Consider the following 23,624-nt stretch of genomic DNA (forward strand, 5'->3'; position numbering starts at 1 on the left):
GAGTAAAATGATGCTATTCGTGCTTTAGATCTGGTGGGTGAATATGCATATTTTATATGTGAGCGATGGTAAGGCAGGTCATCGCTCTCAAGCATTGGGTCTTTTTAAGGCAATGCAAAAGCAAACAAATATTGATCTGACTTTTGAAGAAATTTCAATTGATCATTTACCACTGTTGAGTTTATTGACCGCATATAAAAAACAAAAACATGCTGCAGTATCGCAGCCACCTGATTATATTTTTGGAGTAGGTAGTCATACGCAATTACGTGTTTTATTGATGGGCAAAGTTTTTCCATGTGCGAAAACTGTCATTTTAATGAAACCCAATTTTCCATTATCTTGGTTTGATCATGTGGTTATTCCTGAACATGATGGTGTGCTAGAGCGGGAAAATGTGATTGTTACACAAGGTGCGTTGAATCCCATTGAAAATGAGCAGCGACACATAGCAAACCGTATTTTGATTGCGTTAGGTGGTTCATCTAAACGGCATATTTGGAATGCAGATAAGGTGATGTCTGCGATTCAGCAGATTGTGCAGCAGAACATGCAGTGTGACATTATTTTGACGAGTTCTAGGCGTACACCTGCTGATTTTTTACCTGCAGTGGCTCAGCAAAGTTTTGCTTCACAATTGCAAATTTTCCCAGTTGAAGAAACGCCGCAGGGTTGGATTTTTGAAGAGATGCAAAAAGCGGAAGCAGTATGGGTGACTGAAGATAGTGTGTCTATGATATACGAGGCACTCACCGCAGGCTGTAAAGTGGGGCTTGTTCAGATAGATCGAGCGAAAGAGGATCGAATTACGCGTTCCGTGCAGCATTTGATTGATCAAAAACTTGTATCGAATGCTAGACAAATTGCTGAATTATATTCTACGACTGCTTTTAAAGAAGCAGAGCGTGTGGCAACATATCTTTTAATCAAGTAGCTGTGATTTAATCGTGATTTATATTCTGATTGTTTTATTTATCTTGTTGTTCGCATTCAGTTATAAGTACGCATGGTGGAAGCCAGCAGTAGATTGGAATAGACCACGTATATTAATGTATCACATGGTACGTGAGCATATAGATGGTGCAAAGTTTAATAAATTACGAGTTAAGCCTACTGAGTTTGAAAAGCAAATAGCATGGTTAAAAGCAGAAGGTTTTAACTTTGTAACTATGCAGGAATTACAAGATCATTGGGGGGAGCATCCTGCAAAAACTGTTGCAATCACTTTTGATGATGGTTATTTAGATAACTTGGAAAATGCTTTTGCAATTTTAGAAAAATATCAAGCCAAAGCGACGATTTATGTAGTGGTAGACCGACATGATCGAGATTGGTCAACCTACAAAAAAGCGCATCATAATAGTGGTGAACTTGCCCGTGAACCTAAATTAAATGATGAACAAGTCAAATTTTTATCAAATTCTGGTTTGATTGAAATTGGTTCACATACAATGACCCATGCGAATCTTGCAAAGTTGGATGATACTGAATGCTTAGATGAGTTAACACAATCCAAGCAATCACTTGAAAGTTTGATTCATCGCTCTGTAAATAGCTTTGCATATCCATTTGGTATTTATGCAGCGCGTGATGTAAGTTTGGCGCAGCAGGCAGGATATAGCAATGCCGTAACAACACAAGAAGGCATAGATGGAAAAATGCCTGATTTTATGCAGTTGCAACGTATTAAAATCAGCGGAAAAGATTCATTATTTGCTTTTAAGTTGCGAATGAAATTGGGGAAGCGGAATTAAGATGCATATCTGTTTAGTGATGGCTGGCGATGAAGATGGTGGTTTGGAAAAGCATGTTGTTGAGTTAGCGAATGGCCTAGTTAAGTATGGTCATAAAGTTACTTTAATTGCTCATGAAAAATACCAATCCCGAGTTGATGGAGTTGATTTTAAAGCATTAGATTTAAGCAAGGGGCGTAGGAATCTTATTTTATTATGGCAACTGTATCATCTTGTTAAATCAATCAGAGCAGATGTTTTACACGTACATGCAAATAAAGCTGTAACTATGATTGCTCCATTTTTAACGTGGTTAAAAATTCCAAGTGTAGCAACTTTGCATAATTTTAAGAGGAATATAACAGCATTTGAAAAATTTGATAGAGTAATAGCGGTAAGTCAGAGTGTAGCGAATCAATTTTCAAATCAACAGAAAGTTAGAGTCGTTTTAAATGGAGTAAGTGTACCTAAAAATGAAGTTTCTGAAAAAAAAATTAATAGCAATATACAGGCTTTAGCAATTGGGCGATTAGTGCCAGCAAAAGGTTTCGATCTTTTAATAGAAGCATGGCAAGGTATTTCTGCAAACTTAATTATAATAGGTGATGGACCAGATAGAGAAAGCCTGCAACAACAAATTGATTTGTTAGGTTTACAGCAAAACATTCAATTATTAGGACATAGAAGTGACGTCAATGAGTTGCTATATAAATCAGATATTTTAGTAATTTCTTCTAGAAATGAAGGTGGGCCATACACATTATCAGAAGCATTGCTTTCGAATCGTCCAGTCATTTCTACGAATGTTGGCATGGTTTCTGATATTTTGCCTTTTGAATTTATATGCCCAATACAAGATGTTTTAGCATTACATAATTTAATTGAAAAGCATTTTTCCAATTTTAAAGATCTAGAGCAGTCTTTTAAACCAATTTATGAATTGGCTAAGCAGAATCTTACTATTGATGCCATGCTTGAGCATACTGTTCAAGTATACCAGGAACTAATACGTGGTTAAAAAAGTGAAACAAAAGAAAATAGTATGGGTGGTTAGTGATGGCATACCTGGACATTTTAATCAGTCCAAAGGGGTGCTTTTTGCATTAGAAATACTATTTGATTTGGATGTTTATTGGATCGATTTAAAACTGAGAAATAGTTATTTACGTCGACTATTAGCATTTATATTAAATTTGAATATTCCAAAGCTATCAAAAATTAAATATTTTTATAGACTTTCTTTACTACCTAATAATCAGCCAGATATCGTGATTGGAGCTGGTGGGAATGTATCTTATGCTGTGGCTTGGTTAGCTAGAGCAAAATGTGCTAAAAATATTTTCTGTGGATCTTTGAGGCATTTAAAAAAAGATTTATTCGATGTCGTATTGGTTTTAGAGCCAAATATGCTTCCACCTTTTATAAGTTTAACAGTGTCTGCAATGCCTTTAAGTCAAAGAATTTTATCGCTTGCATCAAAAAACTGGGTAAAAGAACATTCAGATATAAAAGGTGCTGTTTGGACTATGTTAGTTGGTGGAGATGGGGCCGGAGCTAAATATACGACATCAGATTGGGAAAATTTAGCTAAGCAAATGAATTCATTGGCCGAGCAAAACAATATTTCTTGGTTTGTTAGTACTTCTAGGCGTACAGGTGTAGAGGCAGAAAAAGTTTTAAAAGGAATATTGAAATCTGAAAATATCATAGATGCTGTATGGTGGTGTGAGCAACCTCGTCAAGTTTTACATGCCTTTTTCGGTTTGAGTGAGACGGTATTTTGTGGAGCGGACTCTATGTCTATGATGATGGAGAGTCTAGCTGCTCAAAGAAAATTGGTAGTTTATCATCCAGAATGCTTTAAACCAGATACTAAATTTCAAGGAGTTTTAACACATTTGCAGAAGCAAAGTTTTATCCAACTAATTCCAATTTCTGAAGTTGATAGAGCTAGTGGTGTTATAGAAAAGTTGAAAGTATTAGATTATGAGCCAAGTGAAAAGTTGGCAGAGTTGCTTAACGAAAGGTTATTCTCTTGAAAAAATTAAAAATAGTTCACACAGTTTATGGGGATGCTTCAGGTGGGCGTTGGCAAGCAATGCTGAACACTTTTGATGCATTAGCAAGTCAGGGGCATGAAGGTATTTTGGTGTATGGTGATGAAAATAAAAAGTTAAAATCTGAAAATTACCCAAAGTTTTTACTCAACAGTTCAGGGTTTTATGATTTGATCGCAGCAGTAAAACTAGCTTTATGGTTACGCTCTTATCGACCTGATGTTGTAATCGCCCATAGTGGACGTGCTGTTTACTTATTTAAAAATGCGATGTTTTTTTCACAAATTAAATGCCCTGTTATTGCGATGAATCATAGTCATAACGTGAAAAGAACATTGCGTGCAGATGGATTTATTCATATTACTCCTTATGTGGCGCAGTGTGTTGCTGAGGTCGCTAAAAAGAAGGGTGTGGATTTGAGTCAAAAACCACAAGCAGTTATTCCAAATCTAATACATTTGCCAGATGATGAACCTTCTTTTGCTAAAAATTTTGGGGAACCCGTGGTCTTTGGGGTTATGACACGCTTGGTTGAATACAAGGGTACGCATATAGCAATTTCTGCTGTGGAGCAGTTAAAGCAAAAAGGATACATGGTCAAGTTGTTGATTGCAGGGGATGGTGAACAGAAAGAGTTTTTATTTCAGCAAGTTAAAGATTTGAATTTGGAGAGTGAAGTAGAGTTTTTAGGCTGGATTAGCGGAGAACAAAAAAGAAAATTTTATAAAGATATTGATATTGCAATTGTTCCTACAATGAATGATACCCAACCATTGGCTATATTAGATGCTTTTGCTTGGGGGATACCTGTTGTTGCAAGTGATCATATTAGTGTCCAGCAAATTATTCGACAAGGTGAAAATGGTTTGATGACAAAATGCGGAGATGTTCAAGATCTAGTTAATAATCTAATTATTTTGATTGAATCCCCTGAGCAAATTAGTAGAATTGCACATCTTGGACACCAAGATGCTAAAAATGAATATCAATTTTGCAAAGTCGCGGATAAGCTGATCACTTTTCTTGATTCTACATATATTTAATAATGTCATTATGGTTTATTTGGGTTGGCTATGAAAATTTTAGTTACAGGCGGTGCAGGATTTATTGGCTCAGCTGTTATTCGCCATATTATTCAAAATACCAATAACCAAGTTCTGAATATCGATAAACTGACTTATGCGGGTAATTTAGAATCGTTAAAAGAAATTGATCAACACTCGAACTATGAGTTCAAACAAATTGATATTTGTGATACAGAACAAATTACAGCAGCAATAGATGCATTTCAGCCTAATGCAATTATGCATTTAGCTGCGGAGTCACATGTAGACCGCTCAATTGATGGTCCAGCAGCATTTATTCAAACCAATATTGTGGGAACATATACTTTATTGGAAGCCGCTCGAAAGTATTGGATGGGGCTTGATGCCGAAGCTCAACAAAATTTTCGTTTTCATCATATTTCAACTGATGAGGTTTATGGTGATTTAGAAGGCACGACAGATTTATTTACTGAAACAAATTCATACGCGCCAAGCTCTCCATATTCTGCCTCTAAAGCCAGTTCAGACCATTTAGTACGTGCTTGGCACAGAACTTATGGCCTACCTGTTATAGTCACCAACTGCTCAAATAATTATGGGCCTTATCATTTTCCTGAAAAATTAATTCCATTGGTGATTCTAAATGCACTGGATGCTAAACCTTTACCTGTATATGGTAATGGTCAGCAAATTCGGGATTGGTTATTTGTAGAAGATCATGCACGTGCTTTATATAAAGTGGTGACCGAGGGTGTGGTGGGTGAAACCTACAATATTGGTGGGCATAATGAAAAGCAGAATATTGAAGTAGTCAAAACTATTTGTAAAATTTTGGATGAGCTAAAACCACAAGCCAACGGTCAAGCGTATGAGTCATTGATTACGTTTGTAAAAGACCGCCCTGGGCATGACTTACGCTATGCGATTGATGCTACAAAAATTCAAAATGAATTAGGTTGGACACCTGCAGAAACTTTTGAAACTGGAATTCGTAAAACGGTGCAATGGTATTTAAATAATTTAGACTGGTGTCATCGAGTGCAAGATGGTAGTTACCAACGCGAAAGATTAGGTGTAAATTCATAATGTCAAATACAACAAAAGGTATTATTTTAGCTGGCGGTTCAGGTACACGTTTATATCCCATTACTAAGGGTGTATCTAAGCAATTATTGCCTATTCATGACAAGCCAATGGTGTATTACCCGCTTTCAGTGCTGATGCTTGCTGGTATTCGTGAAGTACTCATTATTAGCACTCCTGAAGACATTGATGGATTTAAGCGTTTATTGGGTGATGGTGCTCAATTTGGAATTCAGCTTGAATATGCCGTCCAACCTAGTCCAGATGGTTTAGCACAAGCATTTATTATTGGTGAGGACTTTATTGGAAACAGTAATGTTTGTTTAGTGCTTGGCGACAATATTTTTTACGGTCAAGGTTTTACTCCAATGCTCCGTCAAGCCGTCGCACGTCAAAAAGGTGCAACGGTATTTGGCTATCAGGTGAAAGACCCTGAGCGTTTTGGTGTGGTTGAATTTGATGAGCAGAAACGTGCAATTTCTCTAGAAGAAAAACCTAAACAACCTAAATCTCACTTTGCAGTCACCGGTTTGTATTTTTATGACAATGATGTGATTCAAATTGCGAAACAAGTGAAGCCTTCTGAGCGTGGAGAGTTAGAGATTACTACCGTTAATCAGATGTATTTAGAACGTGGTGATTTAAATGTAGAGTTACTTGGACGTGGTTTTGCATGGTTGGATACAGGTACGCATTCAAGTTTGCTAGAGGCAGCACAGTTTGTAGAAACCATTGAAAAACGTCAGGGCTATAAAGTGGCGTGTTTAGAAGAAATTGCCTTGAATAATGGCTGGCTCAGTAAAGAACAGGTTTTAGAAATTGGTCAGAGCATGAGTAAAAATGACTATGGTCAATATCTAATTTCATTGGTGAATGAATTAATATGAGTTTAATAAAACTAATTGATTTGCCGAGTTTGGGAGATCAGCGAGGGGGATTGGTTGCAATAGAGTCTAATCAATCCATTCCTTTTGAGATTAAGCGTTTGTATTATATTTTTAATACAACCAATCAGTCTCGTGGCTTTCATGCACATATCGATTTAAAGCAAGTCGCGGTGTGCGTCAAAGGAAGTTGTCGTTTTATTTTAGATAATGGGCATACTAGAGAAGAAGTAACGCTTAACTCACCAACACAAGGTCTTTATATTGATGCGCTAACTTGGCGAGAAATGCATGATTTTTCAGAAGATTGTGTATTGCTGGTGCTGGCAAGTGAACATTATGATGAATCTGATTATATTCGTCATTATCAAGAATTTTTAAAAGAAGTACATAAGCCATTTATTCATCCTTTGGCAGATGTGAAATCCCAAAAAATTGGTCAGAAAACCAAAATTTGGCAATTTAGTGTCGTTTTACAGAATGCAATGATTGGTGAGAATTGTAATATTTGTGCGCATACCCTCATTGAAAATGATGTCATCATTGGCAACAATGTCACCATAAAATCAGGTGTCTATGTATGGGATGGAATCACGTTAGAAGATAATGTTTTTATTGGCCCATGTGTTGCATTTACCAATGATAAAAAACCAAGATCGAAACAATATCCTGACTCTTTCGCTAAAACAGTAATTGCGGAAGGTGCAAGTATCGGTGCAAATGCGACTATATTGCCTGGAATAAAAATTGGTAAAAATGCATTAGTAGGTGCTGGTGCTGTTGTGACTAAAGATGTGCCAGAAAATGCAATAGTCATTGGTAATCCAGCATTTATTAAAGGTTATATAGAATGATCCCTTTCCTTGATTTAAAAAATATCAATCAGCAGTATCGTGAAGAGTTGATTACGGCTTGTACGCGAGTGATTGATTCAGGTTGGTATATTGGTGGTGAAGAGTTAGAAAGTTTTGAAAAGAACTTTGCTGAATATTGTGGTGCACAGTTTGCAATTGGTGTTGCAAATGGCTTGGATGCGTTGATTCTGACACTACGTGCATGGAAAGAGTTAGGCAAACTTAAAGATGGAGATGAAGTTATTGTTCCATCGAATACGTATATTGCTAGCATTCTTGCCATTACAGCAAATAACTTGACGCCAGTTTTAGTTGAGCCAAATATTTCTACCTACAATATTGATCCTATAAAAATAAAAGAAGCAATAACGGCTAAAACCAAAGTGATTTTACCTGTCCATTTGTATGGTCAATTGGCAGAGATGCCAGAAATTATGCAAATTGCTAAACAACACAATTTATTGGTTTTAGAAGATTCAGCGCAAAGCCACGGGGCACAAATACAAGGTAAAAAAGCAGGAAACTGGGGGGATGCTTCAGGTTTTAGTTTTTACCCTGGAAAAAATTTAGGTGCACTAGGTGATGCGGGTGCCGTTACGACGAATGATGCAGAATTAGCGACCATGTTAAAAGCATTGCGTAACTATGGCTCGCATGAAAAGTATAAAAATTTAGTTCCTGGTGTGAATAGTCGGTTAGATGAAATTCAGGCAGCGATGCTTGATATTAAGCTAAAATATTTGGAGCAAGAAACTCAACATAGACGTCACATCGCAGGCTTATATTTAAATGGAATCAAAAATCCACTAATTCAACTGCCATTAGGCGATGTTAATGCTGAATCCTATATGCAGCATGTTTGGCATTTATTTGTAATTCGCACTAATCAACGTGATGCTTTGCAAAAATATCTATTAGATCATGGTGTTCAAACATTAATCCATTATCCGATTCCACCACATAAACAACACGCATATAAGGAATGGAATAATCTAAATTTTCCATTAACGGAACTCATTCATCAGCAGGTTCTTAGTTTGCCAATTGGTCCAACGCAAAAGCTGAAAGATACATTGAAAGTGATTGAATTGTGCAATGCATTTACACTCAAAGGTGGTGTTTAATGCAACCTTTAGTTTCAATTGTAATCCCTTGCTATAATCATGAGTGTTTTATTGAAGACACTATCCAGAGCATCATTGATCAAACGTATGAGCGTATTGAACTCATCATTATTGATGATGGCTCAATAGACCTTTCTGTTGCTAAAATTAAAGCAATGTTACCAATATGTCAAAAACGGTTTGAGAGAGTTTATTTTACTACGCGTCCGAATAAGGGTGTGTGTGCAACTTTAAATGAAGCATTAACGCATTGTCATGGTAAATATGTCAGTTTTATTGCATCTGATGACCTTATGTTGCCTCAAAAAACCTTTATACAGGTTAAATACTTAGAAAATCATGCCGATATAACAGGTGTATTTGGAGGGATTTTTCTTATTAATGATCAAGGTGAGGTTGTTGGTGAAAGAGTCTCTCAAATTACAGAATATACTTTTGAGGATGTCATTAAATCTAAACATGACTTACCTGCACTAACTCAAATGTATTTGTTGTCAGTTCTAAAAGATATTGATGGGTTTGATCCAAATATAAAAATTGAAGATTGGGATTTGCTATTGAGATTACTTCAAAAAAAATATAAGTTAGCTTATATTCCTGAAAAACTTGCAAAATATAGGGTTCATAATACAAATTTTTCAAAAAATAGTTTGCGAATGGCTATAGAAATGCAGAAGGTACTTGAAAAATTTAAGCACGAGCCATATTATTCTTATGTAAATTATAGATTAAATAGAACTATTTTAAGAGAGAGGTTTAAAAAAAGAAATCCTATAAAATATTATATAATGAAAATAATAAATAAAATGAACTATATTAGATCAACGATATAAATTTATCGGCCATATTTTTTATAGAAACTTTATTTTTACATATTTGTGGGTAAACATAAGGTTTTTGTATGCATTTACTTAAAGAGAATGCTAAATCTTGAATATTTTGTTTATTTACTAAAATATCTTTTATGATATTTGCACAAAACAAATCTTCAATACCATGTGAGGAGTTATAGGTAACCACTGGTACATCTAATAAGATTGATTCAGCTAATATAACTGGGCTACCTTCATATAATGAGGACATCATTAAACACTTGCTTTGAAGCATTACGGTATAAGGTTCTTCCACCCAACCTAAAAAATCAACTCGATCGGCTATTTTTAATTCTTTGGTCAACTCTTCTAGTTTTTGTCTTTCTGTGCCATCACCAACAATTGCCATTTTGCCATTTGTATTAGACATAGAAAAAGCTGTGATCGCATGATCTACTTGTTTAATAGGGACTAATCTTCCAACAAAAACGACCTCCCACTTTTTTTCTGTTGTTGGATATCGATTGAGGTATTTGGATGGAATATTTACACCATTCGCAATCGTTTTAATGGAATTTGGATTGGAGTATGCTCTAGCTTTATTTTCTAGATCACGGTTAACAGTGATTAAATTTCGATTGTGGAATAATTTAGAAAATTTCCTTTTATTTTTGAAAAAACGTAAGTGTTCTTTCAGTTGCTTCAAACGGTTATTAAATTTACGAACTTCTAAAAGGTCGCCATGGATCCAGTGCCATACATTTCCTTTCAAATAGGGAGATAACCAATGACCATTATTATAACCTGTCACAATTAGATCAAAATTGTGATTTAGTAACAGAGAAATTTTGTCTTGTTCTGCTAATGTCAAGATTTTATTTTTCCACATTTTACCGTAAGCAAAGGATTCAGCTATTTGCAGATCCATATAGTGGACAAGGGGAGAACAATGATAGTGATTACGTTGTCCATTCAGGACAGCTAAATAAATAATATGATCTTGTTTTGCCAGGTATTCAGCAAGTTGCAGTGTAATCCTTTCTGCACCTCCACGGCCTAAGTGGTCGATAATAAACAAGATTTTTGACATTTTTTTTAGCAATAGTAGGTTGTTGTCATTAGTATATCAGCAAGATTATTTTTGTAAATTACACTTTAAAATATTACTTTTAAGTCTATTCTAAAAATCGTAGATTAAATAGTACTTTATCTGCATATTAATCAGGTCAGGTTATTTGTCACTGGTAAAATTATTGTTGTAAATAGTAACCAAGCGAATAGAATAAGCAAAAATTTTTGATTGGCTAGTTGTATATGAGTATAAGGTATAATGCTGATATTGATGGCTTAAGGGCAATAGCAGTCCTCTTTGTAATTTTTAATCATCTTAATATCAGCTTGTTTCAAGGGGGATTTATTGGAGTAGACATTTTTTTTGTTATTTCTGGATATTTGATTACTTCTATCATGTATAAAGAAATGCGTGAAAATCGTTTTAGTCTAGGCCATTTTTACAAAAAAAGAGTAATACGACTTGCACCAGCATTTTTTACTATGCTTGTGGCAGTTTCTATTATCAGTTCTTTACTTATGCTTCCACATGAGTTGATTTCGTATTTTGAGAGTGTACTTTATTCAACTTTCTTAATGGCAAATGTATACATGCGTAAAGAGGTTGGCGGATATTTCTCAACAAGTGTTGAGGAGGTGCCTTTACTTCACTTATGGTCATTAGGGATTGAGGAGCAGTTTTATTTATTTTGGCCTTTACTTTTATTGTTCTTGATAAAAAAAATAAATGGAAAATGGCTGATATGGATTGTTATAAGTTTAATTATGCTGTCTGTATTTTATGCAGAGCAACAAATATTGAAAAATGCCGGTAAAGCCTACTATAAAATGCCAGTTCGTGCCTGTGAAATGTTTTTAGGTGCTTTGATTTGCTTTTTGCCGAAGATAAAATTAAAAGAAATATTTATACAAATTGGTATTTACTCAGGTGTTTTATGCTTATTTGCAACAGCGATGCTGTTTAATCAGCAGACCAAATTTCCTGGTTTGAATGCCTTGGTTCCTTGTCTGGCTACAGCACTTATTATCTATTTAAGTCAGATCGCGGATAAAAAAAGTTTTATCTTGGGGAATTCCTATTCTATTTGGCTTGGAAAGGTTTCTTATCCTATGTATTTGTGGCATTGGCCTCTCATTGTTTTTTGTAATATTTATTTGATAGAAAAAGATCCAATCATTCAGATTTTAATTTTGGTTGCGACAATATGTTTAGCTTATCTTACCTATAGGTATATTGAACTTCCAGCAAAGAGTTGGATGGTATGGTCTAATAAAAGAGTTATTTTAATAGGTTTTTTATTACCGAGCGTAGGGCTTTCTGCTATAGCAGGGATTGTTAAATATACTTCTGGTTTTCCTCAAAGATTTAATGAACATGTAAACACTCAAGTCGCGGCATTGCAGTCAGCTGCTCATGTAGTTAGAAAAGATTGTCATGATTTTCCAAAAAATAAAGCAATTTTACCTGATTCATCATTATGTGTTTTAGGTAATGGAAATAGGGAAAAGATTGACTTTATATTGCTTGGCGATTCACATGCGAATAGTTTGGTAGGTGCTGTAGATTTTTGGGCCAAGGACTTAAATTTAAGAGGCTATGATCCAACTCAAAGCACGACACTGTATCTACCTTCTGTGGAATTATTTGAAAGAAAAGCAAATCATGAATATGTACTTCAGTCTCAATTTAAGGCGAGAAATGATAGTTTAACTTTACTTTTACAAGATAATCATTATTCCATAACTATAGTTTCTGGATATTTTTCAACTTATTTAACGGATAAAGTTAAGCTGATTGATGGTACGGGTAGAGCTAATAATGAAGTATTTGAAGATGGAATGGTACGTGCTCTTGATAATATTTCTAAAGCAAGTGATAGAGTTATCTTAATATTGGATGTGCCTGAGTTAAATAAAGTTAAAGCTAATTGTGATGTGAGGGTTAAATCACTTGATTTAACTAGAAACTGTGTAATTTCTGTTGATGATATAAAGTTGCGAGATAGACAATATTTAGAAGTTATTGATCGTCTAAAGATTAAATTTCCAAAGCTAGAAATTGTTAATCTTAATACATTATTGTGTGATCAAATTTCTTGTAATACTAGTTTAAATAATATTCCATTATATCGTGATAAAGATAATAATCATTTATCCTATGTTGGAGCGAAAGAACTAGGTAAAGAGTATTTGGAAATAAGAGAAAACCCGCTTAAATAATAAACATCTTGCATTATTTATATGGGTAAATAGCCTAGACCTCTTTTAGGCTATTTACTTATATTTATAAATTTATAAGCAAATTATTTGATTATAGTAATAGTTATTTCTCCGCATTCCCCGCCAACACCATATAAATCAGCCCCACAAAAATCACAAACGCACCGCCAATAGAACTTAAGCTAAAGTACAAAATGCGGTCATTGGTGTCTAAGGCAAACAGGTTATTGGCCAGAATATAACGCATGAATAACCATTGAGCGACAGCAAATACAATTAGCATAATGCCACGATTACGAACTGCAGGACGCATAGCCATAGTAACGCTCAACTCAAAATTCAAAACGAAGCGCTATTATGCCACTAGCTTAGCTTTATCTCAATTCATAAAAAACCCTGCAAATTTGCAGGGTTCTTCTCACATTCTCAAAACTTATTCTTGAGATTCTGCTTTTGGTTTTTCACGTAAACGAATACCCAAATCACGCAATTGAGTCGCTTCAACTGGTGCTGGTGCTTGAGTCAATGGACATTCAGCTGTCTTAGTTTTCGGGAAGGCAATTACATCACGAATAGACGATGCGCCTGTCATCAACATCACCAAACGGTCTAAACCAAATGCCAAACCACCGTGCGGAGGCGCACCATATTTCAACGCATTCAGTAAGAAGCTGAATTTCTCTTCGGCTTCTTCTTCTTCAATACCTAAAGCTTCAAAAATCGCTTTTTGCATTTCTAAAGTATAAATACGCAGTGAACCACCACCAATTTCAGTACCGTTCAATACCATGTCATACGCAACAGATAAAGCTTCACCTGGGTTGCTCTTTACATCTTCAACGCTTGATTTTGGCAAAGTGAATGGGTGATGCACAGAGGTCCATTTACCATCATCTGTTTCTTCAAACATTGGGAAGTCAACCACCCAAAGCGGTGCCCATTCGCAGGTTGCAAGGTTCAAATCGTGACCGATTTTGACACGCAGTGCGCCCATCGCATCGTTGACCACTTTGGCTTTATCTGCACCAAAGAATACGATGTCGCCATTTTCAGCGCCTACACGTTTTAATAAATCAAGCACGATTGGCTCAATAAATTTCACAATTGGAGATTGTAAGCCTTCGATGCCTTTTTCAAGCTCATTGACTTTAATATACGCCAAACCTTTCGCACCATAGATGCCTACAAATTTGGTGTATTCATCAATCGCACTACGTGGCAATGAACCCGCGCCAGGAACACGAAGCGCAACAATACGACCTTTCGGATCTTTCGCTGGGCCAGCAAATACTTTGAACTCAACGTCTTGCATCAAGTCAGCAACGTCTACCAGTTTCAGTGGAATACGCAAGTCTGGCTTATCAGACGCATAATCACGCATCGCTTCCGAATATGGCATACGTTGGAATTTGTCGAATTTCACGCCTAGAAGTTCATCGAACATCTTCACGGTCATGCCTTCCATCAAATCCATAATGTCATCGTCACTCATGAACGATGTTTCAATGTCGATTTGAGTAAATTCAGGCTGACGGTCTGCGCGTAAATCTTCGTCACGGAAACATTTAGCGATTTGGTAATAACGGTCAATACCGCCCACCATCAACAATTGTTTAAATAATTGTGGCGATTGTGGTAGAGCATAGAAGCTACCGTTAGATACACGGCTTGGCACTAAATAGTCACGTGCACCTTCAGGCGTTGCACGTGTCAAAATTGGTGTTTCAACATCCAAGAAACCATGATCATCTAAATAGTTACGAATCAGGTTGGTGACTTTTGAACGGAAACGTAAGCGATCTAACATTTCTGGACGACGGATATCCAAGAAACGGTATTTCAAACGAATTTCTTCTGAAATGTTGGTATTTTCATCGTTCAATGGGAACGGAGGCGTTTCAGATGCTGCAAGAACTTCAATTTCCTTGCCTAAAACTTCAATTTGTCCACTGACCATATTGGCATTTTCTGTGCCTGCATAGCGACGACGTACACGACCTGTGATTTTTAATACAAATTCTGAACGTGCTTTATCTGCAGTTGCAAATGCTTCTGGGGTATCTGGGTCAATTACGACTTGCACAAGACCATCACGGTCACGCATGTCTAGGAAAATTACACCACCGTGGTCACGACGACGGTGTACCCAACCACACAGGGTCACGGTTTGATCAATTTGAGCTTCGGTTAAAGAACCGCAATAATGAGTTCGCATCATAGCGTTAAAAATCCAACTATATGGGTTAAGGAAGCGAATACGTAAACAGCGCACCGCCTTTAGCAAAGGTAGGATTATGCCTCTTTGGGCATGTGGCTACAAGAACCTGCTGCAAAAACAGTGGGTTTTTACAAGGAATGTGTCTGAAATAGGATAATGCAGCAAGATTCAGGATAAAGTGATGAGCTTTGACTTTATTTTATCTACCCTTACCGATCCAAAAACAAAAATAACAGACAACCTAAACTGAACATGAGTAATGCCCCTTGGCTAAACTCATTGATGGCACGTCCCGTAAAATAATACAGTTCGGCTTGCCAAGTCGCATCGGGGATATAACGCGCATAATCCCAAAGGGAAAAACCACCAAATACAATCGACAAGATAATTAGAGCAATGGCATAAACGCGAATTTTAGTGCTTACAGAACTGACCTGCCGATGCTTGCGATAATAATGCAGGCTCATCCATAACAAAAAAGGCAGCGCCAAAATAGAACTGCCAATTTGTAGTACGCGATGCATCGGATAAATACCTGTGCCTAATTGTACCGATTGCGCTAAAAAATCCTGAAAGGCAAAACTACGAAAGTCGTGATGGGTTAAACCATCCCAAATTAAATGGGTGGCATTGCCAATCAGTAAGGCCAGAATCAAGCCACATACAAACCCAAGTACAGATTTTATCGTGTTTAGATTTAACGGGTGATGCACGCCCACAAAGCGATACAATGCAGGGCGATAGAGTAAATACCACAGCGCACAAAAGACAAGACCCAATAATAAATTTGGATACAGCAATGCTGACCATAAATGTGGAGTGGGATCATGACGCAAAGTAAACAGACGGTGTAAATCTGGCAACATCGTACCTATCGCAAGTGCAGCGATGGGCAGACGTTGTCCTGAAAGCTTGGCGAGTGGTGGGGCAAGTACCGCATGTGAGAGCGTAAAGGGCATACCAATTCAAAGTAAAGAATATAAAAAATCAGAATAAATTGTGGTGAATAGCTTAATTGAGAATACAGAATAACAATGTTTTTTATTGCAATGTTAATGAAATGTTATATTATAACATCAATTATTTTTGCTAATTTGAGCATGGGTCATGTCGTTCCATAAAAATTTAATAACACTTTCCATTTTTTCAGTGCTGACACCTGCAGCATTCGCCAATACTGAAAGCAGTAGCACACAACTGGCAACCATTCAGTTACAAGCACATCCTTTGGTGCAAACTGCTGCAGACTTTGCAGTGGCCGATCATGTGATTGATCAAAAAACTTTGGCAGAGCGCAGTACCACTATAGGTGATGCAATGTCAGATGAGCTAGGTGTATATTCCAATCAATATGGCTCAGGTTCTAGCCGCCCTGTGATTCGTGGACAAGATGGCCCTCGGGTTAAAGTGCTGCAACATGCTTCAGAAACTGCCGATGTGTCTATGCTTTCACCAGACCATGCTATCACTGTAGATCCGATTTTAGCCAAACAAGTTGAAATTATTCGTGGCCCATCAACATTACTTTATGGTGCAGGAACGGTTGGTGGCTTAGTTAATGTGACCGATCAAAAAATTCCAACTCAAATGCCAAATAATGGTTTAGAAGGACAGGTAGGTTTACGTTACAACACAGGTAGCGATGAAAAGCTAGTGAGTGCGGGGGTAACTGCAGCACTCAGTGATCAATTTGCGCTGCGTATTGAAGGTTCAAAACGTAAAGCCAATCATTACATTACCCCAAACTATTGGGTAGAGCATCATCATACAGAAGTACATGTTGAACCAGATGGCTCAACCCATACACATGAACATGAAGAGTTGGTAAAAGAACGCCGTGTAGACAATACCTTTGCCGAAGGCCAAACGGTGAATATTGGTGGATCATGGATTCATGACCGTGGTTTTGTGGGGTTGTCGTACAGTAACCGTCAGGACAAATATGGTTTGCCAGGGCATAGTCATGAGTATCATGATTGCCATCCACATGGAAATAAATTGCATTGCGGAAGTCATGACCCTGCACCACAACCAGATCCACATGACGAACACGAACATGCACATGGTGGCCCGTGGATTGATTTGGAATCACACCGTTATGATTTACGTACCGAGCTTGATCAGCCCTTTGCTGGCTTTGAGAAACTGCGTGCGCATGCCAGCTTTACCGATTATGAACATGATGAATTAGAAGAAAACAAAGTCATTAGTAACTTTAAAAGCAAAGGCTACGATGCTCGATTAGAGTTGGTTCATCAACCTATTGCGGGTTGGGAAGGGATGTTTGGTACACAGTATAGTCAGCAAAAAATTGATTTAACTGGACAAGTAGAACAACACGGCGATCATTCTCATGAAACCGTGCCTATGCCAGATACAAAAACTCAAAAATATAGTTTATTCGGTTTAGAACATAAACAATTTGGCGATGTGCATGTTGAACTCGGTGCACGGGTTGAACATCAAAAAATTGATGTCGATGCTCAGAAAAAAGATTATTCAGATACAGGTGTATCTGCTTCTGCCGCAGCCAACTGGCAGTTTGCACCTAACTATAAACTATCCCTTACAGGTTCACATCAGCAGCGTTTACCATTGGCGCAAGAGCTTTATGCCAATGGAATCCACTTTGCAACCAACACCTATGAGCGTGGCAATGCAAATTTAGATGTGGAAAAGTCGAATAATTTAGAACTTGGTTTGCACTATGAAGCTGACAAACTGGATTATTCGTTGCATGTCTATCATAACTGGTTTGATAATTATATTTATGGTGCGACTACCGACCATAAGGAAACTTTCCGTTTAATTGATTATCAACAAGACAAAGCCAAGTTTTATGGCACAGAAGCCAAGCTAGGGTATCAGATCAGCCCAGATTATAAACTCAGTGTGTTTGGTGATTATGTCCGTGGTGAGATTGACAATCAAAATGCACCACGCGTACCTGCAGGGCGTTTGGGGACTAAAGTGGATGCCAACTTTGCCGATGGTTGGTCGGGTATGGCGGAATATTATCGTGTCTTCAAACAAGACAAGGTTGCTTATTTAGAGCAAGAAACAGCAGGCTATAATATGGTCAATGTTGGTGTGGCTTATGCGGGCAACTATGCCAACAAACAAGATTACCGTGTGTATTTTAAAGCCAACAACTTGCTCGATGATGAAGTGTATTCACATGCCTCATTCTTGTCGAATATTCCACAAGTGGGTCGTAACTTTACAGTTGGTGTGGAATTTGGCTTCTAAAATTCAATTTGCTTTGAGCAGGATGTCTGCGTGAAAACACAGAAATCCTCTTGAAAATCCAAACAATTAAACCTAGTCTGAGCGCATCGGACTAGGTTTTTTGTTATGCGTATCTTTCAGCGAATTCATCAAAAATTGAATTGGTCGCCTCGGGCGTATGTGGGACTTATTATAAGTTTTCTGGCTTTAGGTTATTTGGCGTCTGCGACCTACCACAGCTTAAAACCATTGCCCGAAGGGCTGAATTACACTGGAAAGTTACGTCATGCGCCTATTAAATTTATTGCCGATCAGACCTATATCGACGCGCAAGGTGTTCAGCAACAACAGCATCAAATTTTTAATGAAATTTTAGGGCTGATTGATGCAGCACAAAGCACGATTGTATTGGATATGTTCTTGTTTAATCCTGAAGTGGGAACATCTAAACAGCAGCATCAGCCACTGACACAGCAACTCACCGATGCTTTAATTCATAAACGTCAGCTGCAGCCCAATATTGAAATCAAAGTCATTACTGATCCCATTAATTCGGTATATGGTGGCATTGCACCTGAACATTATCGTCAATTGCGTCAGGCGGGCATTGATGTGATTGAAACAGATTTAACCCCGCTGCGCGCATCGAATCCTTTGTGGTCGGGGTTTTGGTATCTCTGCTGTCAGGGCATTTCAAATAATGCCGAAAAGGGTTGGCTACCCAGTCCTTTCGGTAAAGATAAAATTACCTTGCGCAGTTATTTCAGCTTGTTCAATTTTAAAGCTAATCATCGTAAAACCATGGTGGTCGATACTGCCGAAGGCTGGAAAGCATTGGTCACGTCGTTTAATCCACATGATGGCAGTTCACGTCATTCCAACAGCGCGTTATTGGTGACGGGCAATACCGCAGTAGATGTGTTGAAAACAGAACAAGCCGTCGCGCGAATGTCGCAGGGCAATCTGTCTGGGGTGATTGTGGGGGAGTTTGAGGCAGATTCGTCCTATCCTCAAGTGCAAATCCTCACTGAACAAGCCATTTTAGAGGGCAGTTTGACACTGATTCGGCAGACCAAAGCGCAAGAACATCTGGACTTGGCGATGTTCTATTTATCGGAGCGACAAATCATCAAGGCACTGATTGCTGCACAACAACGTGGCGTACAAGTGCGAGTATTATTGGACCCGAATAAAGATGCTTTTGGACGTGAAAAAAATGGCATTCCAAATCGACAAGTGGCAGCAGAATTGCATGCTGCAGGGGTGAAAGTACGTTGGTGTAATACCCAAGGCGAGCAATGCCACAATAAAATGCTGATGAAATCGAATGCAACACAGGCCGAATTGATTTTAGGTTCTGCCAATTTCACCGCACGTAATTTAAAAAACTATAATTTAGAAAGCAACTTGCGTGTGGTCGGACAGGTGCAAGACCCTGTATTTCAGGATGCTCAACACTATTTTAATACCGCATGGTCAAACCTTGAGGGTAAAAATATGAGTGTGGATTATGCGGTGTATGCCGATGAGTCGAAGTGGAAATATGCGCTGTATCGCTTTATGGAATGGAGTGGTTTATCGACCTTTTGATTTTAAATTCTATGCCTTGAACTCAAAAATCCCTCTTGTTGAAAGAGGGATTTTTTTGAGCCGAATATTACTTTATAGGATTTGGCGGCACCATTTCATCCAAATCTTTATCACTCATTTGATCTAACTCGGCAATATCGGTTTTGATTTTCCATTGCGCTTCATCATCTACAGGATTCGGTAAACGCGCTTCTAGCCAGTCACAAACCACATCTGGGCTAAATTCTGGATGGTTACATTGAATCACCCACGATAAAAAATCTTTGGCTTCACCATTCATATACGGTGGCGGTGAAACAGGTAAGAATTGAGTCGGCAAGCGCTCATCTCTGGAAATATAATTCAGCACATGTCCCAATTCCTGCACAGTTTGCCATGCCAATGGATGTTCTACATCAATTTGAAATTTGAACCACCATGCATGCTGACCGTCTGAACCATAAGCGTCTACACGGGCTTGCTGTACACTCGGAACTTTGCAGAAAAACTGATGAAGGCGGTCAAAATTTAATTCAGGCACGAGGTTTCATCCAATTTCAAAAAAAATGTATCTTAGCATAGGGGCTGTAGATATTTCATAAATGGCGAGCTTTGTCGGTGAAATCTGTATGGAGGAAAGTTTAAAATTGCTGATTTTTTATTCATTGTTTATCCTTAATTTGAGCTTAGAATAAAAATATGAAAATAGGAGTGCTAGATATGAAAGTGGCGATTTTAACTGCATTGAGTGGCATGCTATTTTTAGGTGTGTCGATGCAGAGCTTGGCCGAAACCAATCGTTGGGCAGGATATACAGGCGTCAATACACAGCGTGATCAGCATCATCCTTATTCGCCACAGCATCGTCCTGCTTATCCGCAGCATCGACCTTATCATTCACAGCAACCCTATTCCTATTCACCACATTATCCATACCATCAACGACCTGTGCCGCAGTGGGGGCAGCCCACGATTCGTAGTGGCATCAATATTCAATACAATGCGCCAAGTACTGTGCAATATAACCACCAAAGTTACAGTTGGGTAAATGGTGAGCCAAGTAGCGCACATATTGAAAGTTCGACCTATCGTGTGGTGACCGACTGGCAGCACTTGGGTTTACCCGCTCAGCCACGAGGTATGTACTGGATTTTTGAACATGGGCGTTATGTGTTGGTGGCAAATCGTTGAGAAAAAAGTGAAATCATAGAGATCAATGCTTCTAGATATTGAGTATCTAGAAGCATTTTTTTGACCTATTTTAGATTTTTACGCCAATTCATCATCTTCTGGGCGAGGGGTTTTGCCTTGTGCTAAAGGCTTTTCACTGTGCTTGTCTCGAATAACGGAAGGGTAATGCCAAGATGCAAAACGCACCACTAAAATTGCAGCGGCTAAAATTAAAATTGAACCAGTAATAATCACTAAATCGAGATCAGCTTTATGGTCGTGTTGAATATCTGAAATTAGCAAACGGGTTAGTGCGGTAATGGCAATATAAATTAAAAAACGTACAGGCATGTGATTGGTTTTAAAATAAATACCAACCATTGCTCCTAGTTCTAAATAGATAAAAAGCAATAAGATGTCATCAATAGTGGCATATTGTTTGATGGTGAAAATATCAATTACCGTATGTCCAGCAGACCAAATGACCATACAGCCAATGATAAAGAGCGCAAGATAATGAAAACTTTCTACTGCCCAATTTCCATATTTGTCTAATAGGCTTTCAACTGCTTGAATATTTTTATCTATTTTTGAACGACGTACTGCCATTTTCACCTCCTGTTTAAGTATGGATATTCAGACTTCAACAAAGGTGATGCAAATTTCATGCACAAATTAGAATAGGTATATAAAATTTAGTATAAAAAAACGCCTGATGATTCAGGCGTTTTTGCGATACTGTATTAATTAAGACTGGTTGGTGAAGTAATCTTCACTGAAGTTCATTACCACTTCTGCACCCGCTTTCACTTTGGTAATGCGTAAAGCCAGTTCTGGCAAAATACGTTGTACAAAGTACAGTGCCAATGACAATTTGTTTTGATAGAACTCACCCTCTTTTTGCTTGGCTGCATTGGCAATGCGCGCAAACATATATGAGAAGCTGAGCAAACCTACCGCATGTAAATAATCAACCGCTGCTGCGTTCGGGAAATCTACATTTTCTTTGGCTGCATTTAAAACGTATTGGGTCACAGATTCAACTTCAGTGGCTGCATCTAAAGTTGCATCTTTAATGAAGTTGAGGTCTGCATCTAAACCATTGGTAAAGTCACGGATTTCTGCAATGTATTCTGCAATAAATTCGCCATTACATTTAATGGTTTTACGACCAATCAAGTCTTGCGATTGTACGCCGTTAGTACCCTCATAAATTTGGGCGATACGTAAATCACGAACACATTGCTCCATACCCCATTCACGGATATAACCATGACCACCGAAGCACATTTGCGCATCAAGTGTCGCATTGAAAGCAGTATCGGTTAAGTAGGCTTTGGCAATTGGGGTTAACAGTGCAACACGGTCATTGGCTTTTTTCACAGCTTCTGCATCGGTAGAGAATTTAGTGATATCCAATTGTTGACCCACATATACCGCAAATGCACGTGAAGCTTCGTTATTGGCACGTGCATTGAGCAGCATACGACGCACATCGCCATGCACCAAAATGCTATCCGCTGCTTTGTTTGGTGATTTTACGCCCGATGCACTACGGCCTTGAATACGGTCAGTCGCATATTGCGCAGCATTTTGATAGGCAAATTCAGATGCACCTAAACCTTGAATTCCCATAGACAGACGTTCGTAGTTCATCATTACGAACATGGCAGCCAAGCCTTCGTTTTCTTTACCCACTAAGTAGCCTTTGGCACCATCAAAGTTCATCACACAAGTTGCAGAGGCTTTAATGCCCATTTTGTGTTCGATTGAGCCTGGACCTACTGGGTTGCGCTCACCCAACGAACCATCTTCATTCACCAAGAATTTTGGCACGATGAATAAAGAAATACCGCGTGAACCTGCAGGAGCGTCTGGTGTTTTCGCTAAAACTAAGTGAATGATGTTTTCTGCGAGGTCGTGATCACCACCTGTAATAAAGATTTTAGTCCCTGTGATGTTGTACGTACCGTCTGCATTTGGTTCTGCTTTGGTTTTAATAATCCCGAGGTCTGTTCCTGCATGTGGTTCAGTCAAACACATGGTACCTGACCACTCACCTGAGTAAATTTTAGGTAAATAGGTTTCTTTCTGTTCTTGTGATGCATAACTGCTTAATGCCATGCCTGCACCGACAGATAGCAGTGGATACAACATGAAGGATGGGTTGGTGGCAAACAGCATTTCATCTGACAATACTGTCAGCATTTTTGGCATGCCTTGACCACCCCATTCTTCATCTGCGCCTAAACCAATCCAGCCGCCTTCGGCATATTGTTTAAATGCTTCTTTAAATCCAGCAGGTGTGGTGACTTCGCCATTGTTATAGGTCGCGCCTTCTTCATCACCGCTACGGTTAATAGGCAACGTCACATTTTGGGCAAATTTTGCCATTTCTTCCAAAATTGCTTCAGCCGTTGCAGCATCAAGGTGAGCGAGGTTTTCATTGTTTTGCCAGAATTGTTCTGCATTGAATACATCATTTAAGATGAATTTCATATCGGCAAGTGGGGCATTATAAATTGGCATGTGAGTTCACCTGTTTATTGTTTGAA

The 23,624-nt window shown here is 38.1% G+C and carries 21 protein-coding genes; 14 read left to right on the forward strand and 7 right to left on the reverse strand.

All coding sequences use genetic code 11. The features are described from left to right. The first annotated feature begins 43 nt into the window (after positions 1 to 43). The 10 genes from HYG89_RS11485 to HYG89_RS11530 are packed head-to-tail and all read left to right on the forward strand — an operon-like array spanning position 44 to position 9,614. On the forward strand, positions 44 to 934 hold the full coding sequence (locus HYG89_RS11485; protein ID WP_178867574.1) for a mitochondrial fission ELM1 family protein: 891 nt from the start codon (positions 44 to 46) through the stop codon (positions 932 to 934). Between the two features lie 13 nt (positions 935 to 947). Further along, on the forward strand, positions 948 to 1,754 hold the full coding sequence (locus tag HYG89_RS11490; protein ID WP_178867576.1) for a polysaccharide deacetylase family protein: 807 nt from the start codon (positions 948 to 950) through the stop codon (positions 1,752 to 1,754). Between the two features lies 1 nt (position 1,755). After that, positions 1,756 to 2,751 carry a glycosyltransferase gene (locus tag HYG89_RS11495; protein ID WP_178867578.1) on the forward strand — a complete coding sequence of 332 codons (996 nt, stop codon included), beginning with the start codon at positions 1,756 to 1,758 and terminating at the stop codon, positions 2,749 to 2,751. Continuing rightward, positions 2,744 to 3,772 (forward strand): ELM1/GtrOC1 family putative glycosyltransferase, encoded by a 1,029-nt coding sequence (locus HYG89_RS11500; protein WP_178867581.1) that lies wholly within the window; start codon positions 2,744 to 2,746, stop codon positions 3,770 to 3,772. The genes HYG89_RS11495 and HYG89_RS11500 overlap by 8 nt, the downstream gene beginning before the upstream one ends. Then, positions 3,769 to 4,833, forward strand: a complete 1,065-nt coding sequence (locus tag HYG89_RS11505) for a glycosyltransferase family 4 protein (RefSeq protein ID WP_178867582.1) — start codon at positions 3,769 to 3,771, stop codon at positions 4,831 to 4,833. The genes HYG89_RS11500 and HYG89_RS11505 overlap by 4 nt, the downstream gene beginning before the upstream one ends. A gap of 30 nt (positions 4,834 to 4,863) precedes the next feature. Continuing rightward, the gene (rfbB, locus tag HYG89_RS11510; RefSeq protein WP_178867584.1) at positions 4,864 to 5,922 is read left to right on the forward strand and encodes a dTDP-glucose 4,6-dehydratase; all 1,059 of its coding nucleotides are present in this window, start codon (positions 4,864 to 4,866) and stop codon (positions 5,920 to 5,922) included. After that, the gene (rfbA, locus tag HYG89_RS11515) at positions 5,922 to 6,806 is read left to right on the forward strand and encodes a glucose-1-phosphate thymidylyltransferase RfbA (protein WP_178867586.1); all 885 of its coding nucleotides are present in this window, start codon (positions 5,922 to 5,924) and stop codon (positions 6,804 to 6,806) included. Before rfbB ends, rfbA begins: the two co-directional genes overlap by 1 nt. After that, entirely contained in the window at positions 6,803 to 7,657 is an 855-nt protein-coding gene (locus tag HYG89_RS11520; RefSeq protein WP_178867588.1) for a WxcM-like domain-containing protein, read from the forward strand. Before rfbA ends, HYG89_RS11520 begins: the two co-directional genes overlap by 4 nt. Further along, positions 7,654 to 8,781 carry a DegT/DnrJ/EryC1/StrS aminotransferase family protein gene (locus HYG89_RS11525; protein WP_178867590.1) on the forward strand — a complete coding sequence of 376 codons (1,128 nt, stop codon included), beginning with the start codon at positions 7,654 to 7,656 and terminating at the stop codon, positions 8,779 to 8,781. The genes HYG89_RS11520 and HYG89_RS11525 overlap by 4 nt, the downstream gene beginning before the upstream one ends. Further along, the gene (locus tag HYG89_RS11530) at positions 8,781 to 9,614 is read left to right on the forward strand and encodes a glycosyltransferase (RefSeq protein ID WP_178867592.1); all 834 of its coding nucleotides are present in this window, start codon (positions 8,781 to 8,783) and stop codon (positions 9,612 to 9,614) included. The genes HYG89_RS11525 and HYG89_RS11530 overlap by 1 nt, the downstream gene beginning before the upstream one ends. Here HYG89_RS11530 and HYG89_RS11535 read toward each other — a convergent pair. Next, on the reverse strand, positions 9,598 to 10,683 hold the full coding sequence (locus HYG89_RS11535) for a glycosyltransferase (RefSeq protein ID WP_178867594.1): 1,086 nt from the start codon (positions 10,681 to 10,683) through the stop codon (positions 9,598 to 9,600). The two genes, HYG89_RS11530 and HYG89_RS11535, sit on opposite strands and share 17 nt — an antisense overlap. Positions 10,684 to 10,907: 224 nt before the next feature. Here HYG89_RS11535 and HYG89_RS11540 point away from each other — a divergent pair, with 224 nt between their 5' ends. Continuing rightward, entirely contained in the window at positions 10,908 to 12,884 is a 1,977-nt protein-coding gene (locus tag HYG89_RS11540; RefSeq protein ID WP_178867596.1) for an acyltransferase family protein, read from the forward strand. A 103-nt stretch (positions 12,885 to 12,987) separates the two neighbouring features. On the opposite strand, the gene HYG89_RS11545 is transcribed toward HYG89_RS11540, so the two are convergent. The 3 genes from HYG89_RS11545 to HYG89_RS11555 all read right to left on the reverse strand — a co-directional run bounded on the left by HYG89_RS11545 (position 12,988) and on the right by HYG89_RS11555 (position 16,061). After that, the gene (locus HYG89_RS11545) at positions 12,988 to 13,203 is read right to left on the reverse strand and encodes a hypothetical protein (RefSeq protein WP_019836460.1); all 216 of its coding nucleotides are present in this window, start codon (positions 13,201 to 13,203) and stop codon (positions 12,988 to 12,990) included. A gap of 114 nt (positions 13,204 to 13,317) precedes the next feature. Beyond that, a complete protein-coding gene (gene aspS / locus HYG89_RS11550; protein ID WP_004975017.1) occupies positions 13,318 to 15,102 on the reverse strand; it encodes an aspartate--tRNA ligase in 1,785 nt (594 codons plus the stop codon). A gap of 209 nt (positions 15,103 to 15,311) precedes the next feature. Then, the gene (locus tag HYG89_RS11555) at positions 15,312 to 16,061 is read right to left on the reverse strand and encodes a DUF4184 family protein (RefSeq protein ID WP_178867598.1); all 750 of its coding nucleotides are present in this window, start codon (positions 16,059 to 16,061) and stop codon (positions 15,312 to 15,314) included. A gap of 148 nt (positions 16,062 to 16,209) precedes the next feature. Between HYG89_RS11555 and znuD the strand changes: the two genes are divergently transcribed. Together znuD and HYG89_RS11565 are read left to right on the forward strand one after the other, a co-directional pair. Further along, entirely contained in the window at positions 16,210 to 18,351 is a 2,142-nt protein-coding gene (znuD, locus tag HYG89_RS11560) for a zinc piracy TonB-dependent receptor ZnuD (protein ID WP_178867600.1), read from the forward strand. A gap of 105 nt (positions 18,352 to 18,456) precedes the next feature. Next, the gene (locus HYG89_RS11565) at positions 18,457 to 19,920 is read left to right on the forward strand and encodes a phospholipase D family protein (protein ID WP_178867602.1); all 1,464 of its coding nucleotides are present in this window, start codon (positions 18,457 to 18,459) and stop codon (positions 19,918 to 19,920) included. Between the two features lie 67 nt (positions 19,921 to 19,987). Here HYG89_RS11565 and HYG89_RS11570 read toward each other — a convergent pair whose 3' ends face one another. Continuing rightward, a complete protein-coding gene (locus HYG89_RS11570; protein WP_178867604.1) occupies positions 19,988 to 20,440 on the reverse strand; it encodes a hypothetical protein in 453 nt (150 codons plus the stop codon). 179 nt (positions 20,441 to 20,619) lie between these two features. On the opposite strand from HYG89_RS11570, the gene HYG89_RS11575 reads away from it, so the two are divergent. Continuing rightward, positions 20,620 to 21,090 (forward strand): hypothetical protein, encoded by a 471-nt coding sequence (locus tag HYG89_RS11575; protein ID WP_178867606.1) that lies wholly within the window; start codon positions 20,620 to 20,622, stop codon positions 21,088 to 21,090. Between the two features lie 78 nt (positions 21,091 to 21,168). Here the strand turns inward: HYG89_RS11575 and HYG89_RS11580 are convergent, their stop codons facing one another. Together HYG89_RS11580 and HYG89_RS11585 are read right to left on the reverse strand one after the other, a co-directional pair. Further along, entirely contained in the window at positions 21,169 to 21,678 is a 510-nt protein-coding gene (locus tag HYG89_RS11580; protein ID WP_004975036.1) for a phosphate-starvation-inducible protein PsiE, read from the reverse strand. A gap of 138 nt (positions 21,679 to 21,816) precedes the next feature. After that, positions 21,817 to 23,598: an acyl-CoA dehydrogenase C-terminal domain-containing protein gene (locus tag HYG89_RS11585; RefSeq protein ID WP_178867608.1), complete on the reverse strand. Its 1,782-nt coding sequence runs from the start codon at positions 23,596 to 23,598 to the stop codon at positions 21,817 to 21,819. Between the last annotated feature and the right edge of the window lie 26 nt (positions 23,599 to 23,624).

Source organism: Acinetobacter sp. SwsAc5 (assembly GCF_013391485.1).
Lineage (GTDB): Bacteria > Pseudomonadota > Gammaproteobacteria > Pseudomonadales > Moraxellaceae > Acinetobacter > Acinetobacter towneri.